The organism is Janthinobacterium sp. P210006 (genome assembly GCF_036231885.1).
Classification (GTDB): Bacteria; Pseudomonadota; Gammaproteobacteria; order Burkholderiales; family Burkholderiaceae_D; genus Janthinobacterium; species Janthinobacterium violaceinigrum.
This window is the reverse complement of record NZ_JAZARD010000004.1, coordinates 411,078-424,771: the sequence shown is the minus strand read 5'-3', so window position 1 is coordinate 424,771 and position 13,694 is coordinate 411,078. Positions and strand designations below refer to the sequence as shown.

13 protein-coding genes are annotated in these 13,694 nt (G+C 67.4%); 12 read left to right on the top strand and 1 reads right to left on the bottom strand.

Annotated elements, in window-relative coordinates; all coding sequences use genetic code 11:
* Positions 1-7: 7 nt before the first annotated feature.
* The 12 genes from gspH to VPH41_RS21580 all read left to right on the top strand — a co-directional run bounded on the left by gspH (position 8) and on the right by VPH41_RS21580 (position 12,844).
* The gene (gspH, locus tag VPH41_RS21635; protein ID WP_152281976.1) at positions 8-493 is read left to right on the top strand and encodes a type II secretion system minor pseudopilin GspH; all 486 of its coding nucleotides are present in this window, start codon (positions 8-10) and stop codon (positions 491-493) included.
* Positions 490-873 carry a type II secretion system minor pseudopilin GspI gene (gene gspI / locus VPH41_RS21630; protein ID WP_442906304.1) on the top strand — a complete coding sequence of 128 codons (384 nt, stop codon included), beginning with the start codon at positions 490-492 and terminating at the stop codon, positions 871-873. The genes gspH and gspI overlap by 4 nt, the downstream gene beginning before the upstream one ends.
* Complete coding sequence (locus VPH41_RS21625; protein WP_328571451.1) at positions 873-1,496, top strand: PulJ/GspJ family protein; 624 nt, start codon at positions 873-875, stop codon at positions 1,494-1,496. Before gspI ends, VPH41_RS21625 begins: the two co-directional genes overlap by 1 nt.
* Positions 1,493-2,470: a type II secretion system minor pseudopilin GspK gene (gene gspK / locus VPH41_RS21620; RefSeq protein WP_328571450.1), complete on the top strand. Its 978-nt coding sequence runs from the start codon at positions 1,493-1,495 to the stop codon at positions 2,468-2,470. The genes VPH41_RS21625 and gspK overlap by 4 nt, the downstream gene beginning before the upstream one ends.
* Before the next feature lie 19 nt (positions 2,471-2,489).
* Positions 2,490-3,719: a type II secretion system protein GspL gene (gene gspL, locus VPH41_RS21615; RefSeq protein WP_226941179.1), complete on the top strand. Its 1,230-nt coding sequence runs from the start codon at positions 2,490-2,492 to the stop codon at positions 3,717-3,719.
* Positions 3,716-4,249 carry a type II secretion system protein M gene (locus VPH41_RS21610; RefSeq protein ID WP_328571449.1) on the top strand — a complete coding sequence of 178 codons (534 nt, stop codon included), beginning with the start codon at positions 3,716-3,718 and terminating at the stop codon, positions 4,247-4,249. Before gspL ends, VPH41_RS21610 begins: the two co-directional genes overlap by 4 nt.
* On the top strand, positions 4,246-5,022 hold the full coding sequence (locus VPH41_RS21605) for a type II secretion system protein N (protein ID WP_152281981.1): 777 nt from the start codon (positions 4,246-4,248) through the stop codon (positions 5,020-5,022). The genes VPH41_RS21610 and VPH41_RS21605 overlap by 4 nt, the downstream gene beginning before the upstream one ends.
* Positions 5,019-7,271 (top strand): type II secretion system secretin GspD, encoded by a 2,253-nt coding sequence (gene gspD / locus VPH41_RS21600; RefSeq protein ID WP_328571448.1) that lies wholly within the window; start codon positions 5,019-5,021, stop codon positions 7,269-7,271. Before VPH41_RS21605 ends, gspD begins: the two co-directional genes overlap by 4 nt.
* 10 nt (positions 7,272-7,281) lie before the next feature.
* Positions 7,282-8,703 carry a type II secretion system ATPase GspE gene (gspE, locus tag VPH41_RS21595; protein ID WP_152281983.1) on the top strand — a complete coding sequence of 474 codons (1,422 nt, stop codon included), beginning with the start codon at positions 7,282-7,284 and terminating at the stop codon, positions 8,701-8,703.
* Positions 8,704-8,713: 10 nt separating this feature from the next.
* Positions 8,714-9,934, top strand: coding sequence for a type II secretion system inner membrane protein GspF (gene gspF, locus VPH41_RS21590; protein ID WP_328571447.1), 1,221 nt, complete (start codon positions 8,714-8,716; stop codon positions 9,932-9,934).
* A gap of 15 nt (positions 9,935-9,949) precedes the next feature.
* The gene (locus VPH41_RS21585) at positions 9,950-10,513 is read left to right on the top strand and encodes a type II secretion system protein N (RefSeq protein ID WP_152281985.1); all 564 of its coding nucleotides are present in this window, start codon (positions 9,950-9,952) and stop codon (positions 10,511-10,513) included.
* Between the two features lie 69 nt (positions 10,514-10,582).
* Positions 10,583-12,844, top strand: a complete 2,262-nt coding sequence (locus VPH41_RS21580; protein WP_328571446.1) for a patatin-like phospholipase family protein — start codon at positions 10,583-10,585, stop codon at positions 12,842-12,844.
* Here the strand turns inward: VPH41_RS21580 and VPH41_RS21575 are convergent.
* A complete protein-coding gene (locus VPH41_RS21575; protein ID WP_226941180.1) occupies positions 12,817-13,611 on the bottom strand; it encodes a helix-turn-helix domain-containing protein in 795 nt (264 codons plus the stop codon). The two genes, VPH41_RS21580 and VPH41_RS21575, sit on opposite strands and share 28 nt — an antisense overlap.
* Positions 13,612-13,694: the final 83 nt, after the last annotated feature.

The window sequence follows — 13,694 nt, the reverse complement described above, 5'->3', positions numbered from 1 at the left end:
CCATTGCATGCCTGCCATGACCACCGGCCGCCAGCTGCGCCAGCGCGGCTTCACGCTGATCGAATTGCTGGTGGTGATGGTCATTATCGGCGTCACCCTGGGCCTGGTCTCGCTGAACGCCATGCCGAACGGTCAGCAAGCGCTGCAAAAGGAGGCCGAGCGCATCGCCCTGCTGCTGCAGTTGGCGCGCGATGAAGCCATCGTGCGCAGCCGGCAGGTGGCCTTCGAGGCGGACGAAAATCAATACCGTTTCCTGGTCCTCAATGAAAAGCTGTGGCAGCCCGTGACGCAGGACGATTTGCTGCGCGAGCGCAGCTTCAACAATACGCCCATGCTGCTCAGCGTGCAGCCGTCGAGCAGCGTGGCCCAGCCCCTGCGCATCATCTTCGGCCGCGAACCCGTCGACAAGCCCTTCGTGCTGACCCTGGCCAGCGGCGAACGCAGCGTGGCCATCCGCGCCGACGGCATCGGCCATTTCACGGTCGAGCAATGATGCGGCCCTCAGCTCACCGCCGCCCGCGCGGCTTTACTCTGCTCGAAGTCCTCGTCGCCCTCGTCATCGTCGGTACGGCGCTGGGTGCGTCCTTGCGCGCCGTGGGCAGCCTGACGCAGAACAGCGACGGCTTGCGCAGCGCCATGATGGCTACCTGGTCGGCGGAAAACCACCTGGTGCGGCTGCGCCTGGCAAAAACCTTCCCGCAGACGGGCAAGCGCACGGTCGACTGCCCGCAGGGTGATTTAAAACTCATCTGCGAGGAGGAAGTGGTGGCCACGCCGAATCCCCGCATCCGGCAAGTGCGCGTCAACGTATATGACGCGCAATACCCGGCCCGGCGCATCGTGCGCCTGGTCTTGCTTTCCTTTAACGACTGATGGCGCGCCGCACGCTCTCCACCGCCGGTTTCACGCTGATCGAGCTGCTCGTGGCGATCGGCATCCTGGCCATGGTCGCCGTGCTGGGCTGGCGCGGCCTGGACAGCATCATGCGTTCGCGCGAAGTGCTGACCAGCCAGCTGGAGCAGGCGCGCGGCATGCAGCTGGCGTTTGCCCAGATGCAAAGCGATTGCGACCACCTGGCCGGCGCCGGCCAGAACAATACCCTGCTGAATGGCCGCACCAATCTGTCGGCCGAGAATGACCGTTTGACCCTGGTGCGCCTGGCCGCATCGGAACAGGAACCGCAGCAGTTGCAAGTGGTCACTTACCGCCTGCGCGGCGGCGTGCTGACGCGGCGCGAGTCGAACGGCACGCGCGACCTGGCCGTGCTCGACACCCTGTGGCAGGCGGCGCGCGACGATACCGATACCTCCAGTGCCGACGTGGCCCTGATGCATGGCGTCGACAGCATGGTCATGCGGGGCTGGAGCAATGGCGCCTGGAACGTGCTGACGGCGGGCGCCACCATTTCCACGCAAGTGCCGGGCCTGGAAGTGACCCTGCAGATGCCGGGCCAGGACGCGGGCCTGTCCAAAGTCTTTTTATTGGGGCCGGGATGAAGCGTTTTTCCCGCCCAGCACGCCAGCGCGGCGTGGCCGTCATCACGGCCTTGCTGCTGACGGCGCTGGCCATCACCGTCGTCGCCAGCCTGTTCTGGCAGCAGCAGGTACAGGTGCGCTCGATGGAAAACCAGCGTCTGCGCCTGCAGACGCAGTGGGCCATGCGCGGCATGGTCGACTTCGCCCGCTTCTGGCTGCGCCAGGACAACCCTTCGCTGACGGCGCTCGATGGCGTGTGGGCCACGCCCATCGAGGAAGCGCGGCTCGACGATTATGTGGACCGCGAAAAGGTCGACACGGAAAAATTCGACGCCACCGTCTCGGGCCGCGCGCTCGATGCGCAGGCGCGCTTCAATATTGCCAACCTGATCAATGCCACGGGCGGTGTCAATACGGGCAATGTGCAGGCCTATCAGCGCCTGCTGTCCAACTTGCAGCTCGATAGCGGCCTGGCGCAGGCGACGGCCGATGCCGTGCTGCGCGCGCGGCCGAAACCGCGCACCACCAGCAGCGACAACGGCAGCGATGGCAAGAAGGCCAGCCCGGCATCGGGCGGCAGCAGCGAGCCGGTGGCGTTTACGCAAGTGGAGGATTTGCTGGCCGTGCCCGGCTATACGCCGCAGATGATCGAGAAGCTGCGCGACTTCGTCATCGTGCTGCCGGAATTGACGTCAGTGAACGTGAATACGGCGCCGGCCGAAGTGCTGGCGGCCGTGACGATGCTGTCGCTGTCCGAGGCCAGCGCCCTGACTTTGAGCAATCCGCGTAAAAAGTTTGTTGATTTGGCAAACTTCAAGAATAATATTGATGCGAAGCAAGTGATTGAAGGTGTCGAGCTCGACGTGAAGAGCCGCTATTTCCTCACCGTCATCCGCGTGCGGCTGGACCGCGCCGCCCTCGATGCCGTGGCGCTCGTCAATCGTAAAACGGATCCGCAGCGCACCACCAGCCTGGTGTGGCTGCGGGAAAATTAACAGCTGAAAGCGAGTCACTTTGACAATACTGTATATCCGTCACCCGGCCAAGGCGTCCACCGACAGCGCGCCGGCCTGCTCCTTCGTGCTGGCCGGCGACGGCGGCGCCCTGTTGCAGCAAGGCAGCGCGCCGCTGGGCAGCCTGGGCCAGCTGATTGCCGGCGCGAAGCAGGTGGTGCTGTTGCTGGCGGCCGCCGATGTGACCCTGCTGCGCCTGAAAACGCCGCCGCTGGCCGGCGCCCGTTTGCGCGCGGCCTTGCCGGGCCTGGTGGAAGAACATATTCTCGGCGACGCTCAGGATTGCCTGCTGGCCGCCGGCGCGCCCGACGCTGCCGGCATGCGCACGGTGGCCGTGGCACAGCGCGCCTGGGCCGAGGTGTTGGTAAAAGCGTTGCTGGCGCAGGGCGCGCGCAAGGTGGCGCTGCTGCCGTCGCAGCTGTGCCTGCCCCTGCAGCCGGGCAGCGTGACGGCTGCCCTGCAGGCCAGCGGCGATGGCCTGGAACTGGCCTTGCGCCAGGCGCCGCAGGAGGGCCTGGGCCTGGTGCTGCCGGCCCAGCCGCAGCAGGCGCTGCTGGCGACGCGCGCGTTTGCCGGCGACGTGCCCCTGACGGTCTACGTGGCGCAGGCGGAGCTGGCGCAATATCAACAGCTCGCGGCCGGCATGGAGGGCGTGACGGTCGAGCCTGACCACTGGGCGCACTGGATCGCCGGCGCCAGGGGCGCGGCGCTGGACCTGGCCCCTGCGCTGGGCACGGCGACGGGCGCGGCCGCCGACTGGCGCCGCTGGCGCTGGCCGCTGCGCCTGGCACTGCTGGCCGTGATCGTCAACCTGGCCGGCATGAATATCGAATGGATGCGCCTGAAGCGCGAGGCCGCCACCGTGCGCACCTCGATGCAGCAAACCTTCAAGGCCGCGTATCCGAACGAAGCGCCCGTGTTCGGCCTGGAAGCGGAGCAGATGCGGCGCAATATCGCCGCTGCCCGCCTGCAGGGCGGGCAAGCCAGCATGGATGACTTCACCAGCATGAGCGCGGCCCTGGGCGAGGCGCTGGGCGGCTTGGCCGGGCGCGGCGTGGTGGCGTCGCTGGAATATCGCGAGCGGGCCCTGATCGTCAGGCTGAAACCGGACATGGTCGACGCCAGCGCCCAGGCGCAGGTGCGCGACGGCCTGGCCGCGCGCAAGCTGGCCCTGAATGAAACGGCGCCGGGCGTGTGGAAGATCACGCCGGCCACGGGAGCAAAAGCATGAGTGCAGCAGTAAACAAGATCCGCGCCGCGCTGACGGGCCAGGAACAGAACCTGCAGGCGTTCTGGACGGAGCGCACGCAGCAGGAGCGCAAGCTGCTGGCCATCGGCGGCGTGGTGGCGGGGCTGGCCCTCGTCTATGCCGTGTTTTTCGAGCCGGCCTGGTCGGGCCGCATCGCCCTGCAAAAGAGCTTGCCCGAGCTGCGCCAGAACGCGGCCCAGCTGCAGGCGCTGGCGCGCGAAGCGGGTGATCTGGCGCGCCAGGCGCCCGTGCAGGTGGCCCCCATGAGCCGTGAAAGCCTCGACGCCTCGCTGAAGGCGCGCGGCCTGAGTCCGCAATCGCTGTCGCTGACTGGAGAATATGCGCGCGTGCAGCTGAACGGCGTGCCGTTTGCCAGCGTCATGCTGTGGCTGGACGGCTTGCGCCGCGAAGGCCGCGTGGCGGTACAGGAAGCGAAGATCACGGCGCAGAGCAAGGCGGGGCTGGTCGACGCCAGTCTGACCCTGCACCAGAGCCCGGGCGCGGCGCGATGATGCGCCTGCTTGGCTGGCTGCTGGCCATCGTCGCCAGCGTCTGCATCACCCTGCTGGTATTTTTCCCGGCCGGCTGGGTCGCGGGCATCGTGGAAAAGCAGACGGGCGGACGTTTGACCTTGGGCGATGCGCAAGGTACCCTGTGGCGCGGCTCGGCCTTTATCGGCGGGGCGGCCAGCGCGAACGGCGCCGTGACGCCCCTGCTGCCGGGGCGTTTCAGCTGGCGCATTTCGCCCTCGGTGCTGTGGGGATCGGCGGACGTGGAGTTGCAGAACCCGCAGGCCCTGTCGCAGACGGTGAACCTGCGCGGGTCGTGGTCGCACTGGCAAGTCAGCCCGGCGGCCCTGCTGCTGCCGGCCGATGGCCTCGGCGGCCTGGGCGCGCCCTTGAATACCGTAGCGCCGACGGGCAGCATGCGCCTGTCGTGGAGCACCCTGGAGCTGGCCCTGGAGCAGCGGCAGTTTTCCGCCGTCGGCCGCACCACCTTGCAGATGACGGACATGGCGTCGCGCCTGTCGTCCTTGCGTCCGCTGGGCAGCTACGAGCTCGATTTCGATTGGCAGGGGCAGCAGGCGACGTTGACCTTGCGCTCCATCAAGGGACCGCTGCTGCTCGACGGCAGCGGCAGCCTGCAACAGGGGCGCATGCAGTTTTCCGGCCAGGCCCAGGCCGCAGCAGGATATGAAGAGACCTTGGCGAGTTTGTTGAATTTGCTGGGACAGCGCCGTAGCAATAGCGAAAAAAACATCATCGCCTTAGAGTTCAGACAATGAAAAAACCATCCGTGAGCCCCCATACTTTCTCCTTCTCGCTGCGCCGCCTGTCGGCCGCCGCCTTGCTGTGCTGTTCCGTGGCCGGCATGCCGGCACCCGCCTGGGCCGCGCCCGGCGATGAAGCGGCGCTCAATTTCGTCGGCGCCGACATCGAATCGGTGATCAAGGCGGTGGGCCATTACACCAACATCAATTTCGTCATCGACCCCCGCGTCAAGGGCACGATCACCCTCGTGTCGGAAAAATCGATCAGCAAGACGCAGGCTTTCGGACTGCTCGCTTCCGCCTTGCGCCTGCAGGGCTACGCGGTGGTGTCCGGCGACGGCTACGCGAAGGTGGTGCCGGAAGCGGACGCCAAGCTGCAATCCGTGCCCACCCAGGTGGGCAATGGCAGCAGCCAGGTGAAGGGCGACCAGATCGCCACCCAGGTGTTTTACCTGAACTACGAATCGTCGGCCAACCTGCTGGCCGTGCTGCGCCCGCTGATCTCGCCGAACAACACGATCAACGCCAACCCGGGCAACAACTCGCTGGTGATCACCGATTACGCGGATAACCTCAAGCGCCTGGCGAAGATCATCGCCGCGCTCGACGTCCCTGCCTCGACGGACCTGGACGTGATCCCCGTGCGCTATGCGATCGCTTCCGACCTGGCCTCGATGGTCAACAAGCTGATGGAGGGCGGGAATGCGGGCGCCGGCGCGACGGGCGATGCGGGCAAGGTGTCCGTGCTGGCCGACCCGCGCACCAATTCGCTGGTGCTGCGCGCCCCGTCGGCGGCGCGCGCCAACCTGGCCAAGTCGCTCATTTCCAAGCTGGACCAGCCCACCACGCAGCTGGGCAATGTGCACGTGGTGTACCTGAAAAATGCGGATGCCACCAAGCTGGCGCAGACCTTGCGCTCGGTCGTGACGTCGGACGGCACGGCCGCCTCGGCGCAGCAGGGCAGCAGCAACCAGAGCACGAACAACCAGATCAGCCAGACCAACAGCGGCATGAACAGCACTGGCCTGGGCGGCAATACGCAAAGCGGCGGCACGGGCGGCGCGTCGCTGAACAACGGGCCGCAGCAGCTGTCGTCGGGCGGTGCGGCCGGTTTCATCCAGGCTGACGCGTCGACGAATACGCTGATCCTGACCTGCAACGAAGCCGTCTACCGCAACCTGCGCGCCGTGATCGACCAGCTCGACGTGCGCCGCGCCCAGGTCTACATCGAGGCGCTGATCGTCGAAGTGACGTCGTCCAAGGCGTCCGAATTCGGCGTGCAGTGGCTGGGCCTGTCGGGCGACAGCTCCAGCAACTACCGCGTGGGCGCGCTGCAGTCGTTCGCTTCGGGCACCACCAACAACATCGGCGCCATCGCCACGGGCGGCGGCAAGGTCTTGCCGACGGGCGGCCTGACGGTCGGCATCTTCAAGCAGATCAACGGCGCGCTGGGCCTGGGCGCCGTGGCGCATGCGCTGGAATCGGACGGCAACGCCAACATCCTGTCGACGCCGAACCTGATCACCCTGGACAATGAACTGGCGACCATCAAGGTGGGCCAGAACGTGCCTATCCTGACGGGCCAGTACACGAGCACGGCCGGCACCAACACGAATCCGTTCCAGACCATCGACCGCAAGGAAGTGGGCCTGACCCTGAAGGTGCGTCCGCAGATTTCCGAAGGCGGCACGATCAAGCTGGGCATCTATCACGAGACGTCGAGCGTGGACAAATCCACGGCGTCGGCCGTCAGCGGCATCACCATCAACAACCGCGTGATCGAAAACAATGTGCTGGCCGACGATGGCCAGATCATCGTCCTGGGCGGCCTGATCGAGGACAGCACGGGCGACAATGCGGAAAAAGTGCGCGGCCTGGGCGATATCCCCCTGATCGGCAACCTGTTCAAGTACCAGACGCGCGAGCGCAAGAAAACCAATCTGATGATCTTCCTGCGCCCCGTCATCGTGCGCAACAAGGAGCAGAGCGGCAGCCTGGCGGCCGACCGCTACGACTACATGCGTTCGGCCGAGACGGCCGCCGTGCCGGCCACGGGCAACCTGATGCTGAAGGACCTGGGCACGCCCGTACTGCCGGCCCTGCAGGATGGCCAGCCCGTGGGCGGCAGCATGGTGACGCGTCCCGTGCCGCCGGCGCCGACGCCGCCGCCAGGCGCGCCGGCCAATGCGGCCACGCCGCCGCAGCCGCTGCTGCAGCAATACCAGCAGCAGCCGCAGTCGCAACCGCCGCAGCCGCAGAAGTGATGGGACAGCCATGAGCAATCTGCTTCCCTACGCCTACGCGCGCGATTTCGGCCTGCTGGCCCGGCCCGGCGCGCAGGACGGCGCTCCCGTCGAGGTGCTGGTGGCGGCATCGACGGCGCCGGCGGCCATTGCCGAAGTGTCGCGCCGTTTTGGCCAGATCCAGCTGACGGTGCTGCCGCGCGGCGACCTCGATGCGGCGATTGCCGGCGCCTACGCGGGCGGCGGCGGCGACGCGTCGCAGATGGCCGATGAATTCGACGCCGACCTGGACTTGACCAAGCTGCTGCAGGACGTGCCGGCCATCGAGGACTTGCTCGAGTCGTCCGACGATGCGCCCGTGATCCGCATGATCAACGCGCTGCTGACGCAGGCGCTGCGCGAAGGCGCGTCCGACATCCACATCGAACCGTTCGAGCAGACGTCCGTCGTGCGCTTCCGCATCGACGGCAGCCTGCGCGACGTCGTGCGCCCGAGGAAAGCCATCCACGGTTCGCTGATTTCGCGCATCAAGATCATGGCGCAGCTCGACATCGCCGAGAAGCGCTTGCCGCAGGACGGCCGCATCACCCTGCGCGTGGGCGGCAAGCCCGTCGACGTGCGCGTCTCGACCCTGCCCACCGGGCATGGCGAACGGGCCGTCTTGCGTTTGCTGGACAAGGAAGCAGGGCGCCTCGACCTGCAGCACCTGGGCATGAGCGCGCCCATGCTGCAGCAGTTCGATGGCTTGATCACGCAGCCGCACGGCATCGTGCTCGTCACGGGCCCTACCGGCTCGGGCAAGACCACCACCCTGTATGCGGCGCTGTCGATGCTCAACGCCACCACCACGAACATCCTGACGGTGGAAGACCCGATCGAGTACGACCTGGCCGGCGTGGGCCAGACGCAAGTCAACCCGCGCATCGACATGACGTTTGCCAAGGCGCTGCGGGCGATTCTGCGGCAGGATCCCGATGTGATCATGATCGGTGAGATCCGCGACCTGGAAACGGCGCAGATCGCCGTGCAGGCGTCGTTGACGGGCCATCTGGTGCTGGCGACCCTGCACACGAACGACGCTTCGGCGGCCGTCACGCGTTTGCTGGACATGGGCATCGAGCCCTTCCTGCTGTCGTCGTCGCTGCTGGGCGTGCTGGCGCAGCGCCTGGTGCGCAAATTGTGCGGCTCCTGCAAAACCTTCGATGGCCAGTACTGGCAGGCCGTCGGCTGCGAGCATTGCGGCCAGACGGGCTACCAGGGCCGCGTGGGCGTGTACGAGCTGCTGCGCACGACGGAGCAGATCCGCGCGCAGATCCACAACCGCGCCTCGGAAGCGGACGTGCGCGCCGTCGCCCTGCAGGACGGCATGACGGGCATGCGCGAAGACGGCGAACGCTGGCTGCGCGACGGCACCACCACGCAGGCAGAATTGCTGCGCGTGACCAAAGACTAGGCCCGCCACCATGCCCGCATTCCGTTATGAAGCCGTCGACGCGCAAGGCGCCACCCGCAAGGGCGTGCTCAATGCCGACAGTCCCCGTTCCGCGCGCGCCGAGCTGCGCGTGCAGGGCCTGGTGCCGCTGGCCGTCGAGCCGATCGCCGCGCAGGTCGACGCCGCCGGCGTGACCAAGCGGCGCGGCTTTGGCGAGCGCCTGTCCAGCACCGAACTGGCCCTGTTTACGCGCCAGCTGGCCAGCCTGCTGGAAGCGGGCCTACCGCTCGAACAGGCGTTTTCCGCGCTGCTGGAACAGGCCGAGCGGCCCTACCTGCGCGACCTGATCGCCTCAATCCGTTCCGAAGTGATCGGCGGCGCCGCGTTTTCCGACGTGCTGGCGCGCCACCCGCGCGATTTCGCGGAAATTTACCGGGCGCTGGTAGCGTCGGGCGAACAGATCGGCCATTTGTCGCGCGTGCTGTCGCGCCTGGCCGACTACATCGAGCGGCGCAATGCGCTGGTGCAGAAGGTCAAGCTGGCCTTTACCTATCCGGCCATCGTCACGGTGGTGGCGTTTTCCATCGTGATCTTCCTGCTCACCTATGTGGTGCCGCAGATCGTTTCCGTGTTCGCCAATACCAAGCAAAAGCTGCCCATGCTCACCGTGATCATGCTGGCGCTGTCGGACTTCGTGCGCAACTATGGCCTCATCGTGGCCGTGCTCCTGGTCGGCGCCTGGTTTGCCTGGCGCCGCGCGCTGCAGCAGCCGGCCCTGAAGCGGCGCTGGCATACCTGGCTGCTGACGGCGCCCCTGTATGGGAAGTTCGAGCGCAGCCTGAATACGGCCCGCTTTGCCAGCACCCTGGCTATCACCACGGGGTCCGGCGTGCCGATCCTGCGCGCGCTCGACACCAGCCGCGATACATTGACCAACGTGGCGATGCAGGAACTGGTGCAGGAAGCCAGCGGCGCCGTGCGCGAGGGCGTCAGCCTGGCGCGCGCGCTGTCGGCGCAAAAGCATTTTCCGCCCATGCTGATCCACATGATACGCGCCGGCGAAATCACGGGCGAGCTGCCGGCCATGCTGGAACGCGCCGCCAGCGCGCAGGAGCAGGACCTGGAGCGCCGCACGCTCACCATCGCCGGCCTGCTGGAGCCGGCCCTGATCCTGGCGATGGGCGTGGTGGTACTGCTGATCGTGCTGGCCGTGCTGATGCCGATTATCGAAATCAATCAGCTCGTAAGATAAGAATCCAAGGAAGCCATGAAGCGTTTGCCCCAAATTACAAGTCTGCTCGCCGTCGTGGCGCTGTCGGTGTCGCTGGCCTACTGGGCCATGCAGCTGTTCAAGGCGCCGCAGCGCCCCATCAATCCACCGGCCGTACCGGTGGTGCAGGATGCCAGCGTGGAGGCGGGCGCCTCGCTGTTCGGCGGCCAGGTCAGCGTGGCCACGGCCAGCAACTACCAGCTCAAGGGCGTGGTGGCCGCCAGCAATGGCCGCGGCAGCGTGGCCATCATCTCGACCGATGGCAAGCCGTCCGTGGCCCTGCCGGAAGGCGCCGAGGTGGTGCCCGGCGTGACGGTGCAGGAAGTGCATGCGCGCCACGTGCTGCTGCGTGATGGCGGCGTGAGCAAGCGCATCGATCTGGTGGCCGACGACAAGGCGCTGGCCTTGCCGGCGCAAGTGTCCGCCACGCCGGCTCCTGTGCCGGCCCCTGCGCCGGCCACGAACCTGGTGCCGCCGCCGCTGCCGATGGAGCAGCAGCGTCCGGCCACCATGATGCCGGCGCCGCAAGTGACCAGCAGCCTGCCGCCGCCGTCGAATTGAGCTGATTTTCGGAGTTACCCATTACCATCATGCTGATGGCGCCGTGCCGCCATCGCGACAGGAGTCCTCATGTTTTCGATCCGTGCCGTCCTGGCAGCAGGCTGCGCGGCGGCGCTGTGCGCGTTGCCGCAAGCTGGCGCCGCCGCTGACGTCCCCGCTGTCTCCGTTCCTTCCGCTCCCGCCCTGGCCGTTCCCGCACCCGTGCCGCAGCGCCCGCGCATCGCCCTGGTGCTGTCGGGCGGCGGCGCGCGCGGCCTGGCGCACATCGGCGTGCTGAAAGTGCTCAAGGAGCTGCACGTGCCGATCGACATGGTGGTGGGCACCAGCATGGGCGGCGTGGTGGGCGGCGCGTATGCGGCCGGCGCTTCCGTGGCGGACCTGGAAAACATGGCGCGCGAGACCAACTGGGCGCGCGTGGTGGCCGACCGGCCGCCGCGCGACGAACTGGCGTTCCGCCGCCGCGAGGAAGACTTGCTGCTGCCGTCGCGCATCGAGTTCGGCACCAGCCGCAACGGCATTTCCACGCCGCCGGCCGCGGCCAGCAATGCGGCGCTGGAAATGGCGCTGAACCGGCTGCTGCCGGCCGGCATGCGCGACCGTCCCGCCAGCCAGCTGCCGCTGCCTTTCCGCTCGGTGGCCTCCGACCTGGTCAACGGCGAGCTGGTGGAGCTGGTCGACACGCCGCTGTTCCTGTCGATGCGCGCGTCGCTGGCCGTGCCGGGCGTGTTCGCCCCCGTGCGTGTCAACAACCGGCTGGTGGTCGATGGGGGCCTGGTGCGCAACCTGCCCGTCGACATGGCGCGCGCCATGGGTGCCGACATCATCATCGCCGTCAACGTGGGCACGCCGTTGGCGCCGGAAAAAGAGCTGGGCAGCGCCATCGGCGTGGCGCAGCAGATGCTGCAGATCCTGACGGAGCAGAACGTGCAGCGCTCGCTCAAGGAATTGCGCCCGCAGGATATCCTGGTGGCGCCGGACCTGACGGGCGTCAGTTTCCTCGACTTTGAAAACTATGCGCGCGCCATGCGCGCGGGCGAACAGGCGGCGCAGGCGCTGGCCGCCCGCCTGGCGCCGCTGGCCCTGCCGCCGGAACAATATGCGGCGCGCGAGCAGCTGCGCCTGGCGGCGCCCGCCTTGCTGGACGTGGCACTGCCCCTCGCGCGCCTGACCGTGGAGAGCGAAGGCGATATCAATCCGCGCATCCTGCAGGCGCAATCGGGCCTGGTGGAAGGGCAGAGCGTCAGCCAGGACGATGTGCTCAAGGCGGCGGCCAGGCTGTATGGCCGGGGTGACGTGGCGCGCGTGGAGACGGACGTGGTCGACGCCGGCGACCAGCGCGCCGTGAGCATCAAGGCGGTCGAAGCGCCGTGGGCCAGCAGCCGCCTGCGCGTGGGCCTGGAAATGGCCAGCGATTTCAGGGACAGCAATACCTTTGCCCTGAAGCTGCTGCATGTGCGCTCGAACCTGAACAGCTGGGGCGGTGAATTGCGCAGCATGGCGCAGATCGGCACCACGCGCAATTTCGGCGTGCAGTACTGGCAGCCGCTGGGCGCCGGCAACCCGTGGTATATCGCGCCGTCGATCCAGTACAGCTCGCAGGCGGTCGACCTGTTCGACAAGGGACGGCGCAGCGCGCGCGTCGCCTACAGCGGCCAGGGCGCCAGCCTGGTGCTGGGACGCCAGTTCGGCTTCTGGGGTGACCTGCAGTTCGGCGTCTCGCGCAGCGAAGTCAAGGCCGGTGTCAGCATCCCCGCCGATCCGGCCTACCCCGAGGAGCGGGCGCTGGGCACCAACCAGTTCGTCCAGTTCCGCGTCGACACGCTCGATTCGCCCGGCTTCCCCACGCGCGGCGTGCTGTTCGACGCCACCTGGACGCGCGCCTCGACCACCGGTACGGGCGAGTCGGGGCTGGGGCGTTCCGCCATCACGGGCCTGAAGGCCTTCGGCAGCGGCAACTGGGCCGGCCATGTGTATGGCGAATGGGCGCGCGCGCAGCGGGGCGAGGCGCCGCTCAGCCTGGGCGGCTTCCTGCGCCTGTCCGGCACGCAGTTCGAGTCGGTGACGGGGCGCAGCGTGGCCCTGGCGCGCTTCGTGATGGCGCGCCGCATCGGCTCCCTGCCCAGCACCCTCGGCGGCGCCGTGCGGGCCGGCTTTTCGCTGGAAATGGGCGGCGGCTTCGATCAGAGCGAGCACTGGAAATCCACCAAATTCACGCAGGCCAGCAGCGCCTTCATTTCCGTCGATACGCGCTTCGGTCCCGTGTACGTGGCATCGGGCGCCTCGAAGGGCGGCGAGAGCACACTTTATCTGTTCCTGGGACCGGTCTGGTAAGCGGCGCCCGGCGTGGCGGGCGAGGCGGCCGCCGTGCTGCGGCGCAGGGCCGTGAAGGCGGCAAATTCCCATGAGCGAAAGCCCAGCAGCAGGGTAAAGCCATCGCGCTCGGCGGGCGCCAGGCGGCGGTCGTTCTGGTGCAGGCGGGCCAGTTCCTCGGCCAGCTGGCGGATTTTCTGCACCAGCTCCTGCGCGCTCGACAGCGACAGGCGCGCCGGGATGCACATCAGGGTTTCGCCGGCACCGTCGAAATGCCCGCTGAAGTAATCGGCCACCACGTGTTCGCGGAAGTACTGCTGCACGGGGCCGTCGGCCAGCCAGTGGAAGGCGTTCGAGACGCGCAGGCTGTAGCGGTTCAGCGGCTTGAGCTCGATCAAGCCCAGCCGGTCCAGCTCGGCCAGGCAGCCGATGCATTCGGCCTGCGTCAGCGCATACGTTTCCACCACCTGCTCCAGGCTCCAGTGCCCCAGGCAGCAGATCGCCACCAGCAGCAGGCGCGGATGTGCGACCAGCGACTTTTCCTGCACCAGGGTGAGCGTGTCGGCATGCGGCGTGATGTCGGCCGCGCCGCGCAGCACGTCTTCCATGGCGATGCCCGAGGCCTTGCAGATCAGGGCCAGGCGCGACAGCGACATGTCGTGCTGGCCAAACATGCGCTTGACGCTCGATTCGCTCATGGCGATGCGCTCGGCCAATACCTTGTACGTGATGCCGGCGGCGCGCAGTTGCGTGCGCAGCACGCGTAAAACCAGTTCGGGTGAACTCACGAGATATCCTTTTTTACAAGTTTGGTAGCGGTTGACGGTACCGAATGTAGCCCTTAATGGCACTTTGCACAAGGTGATAGTAC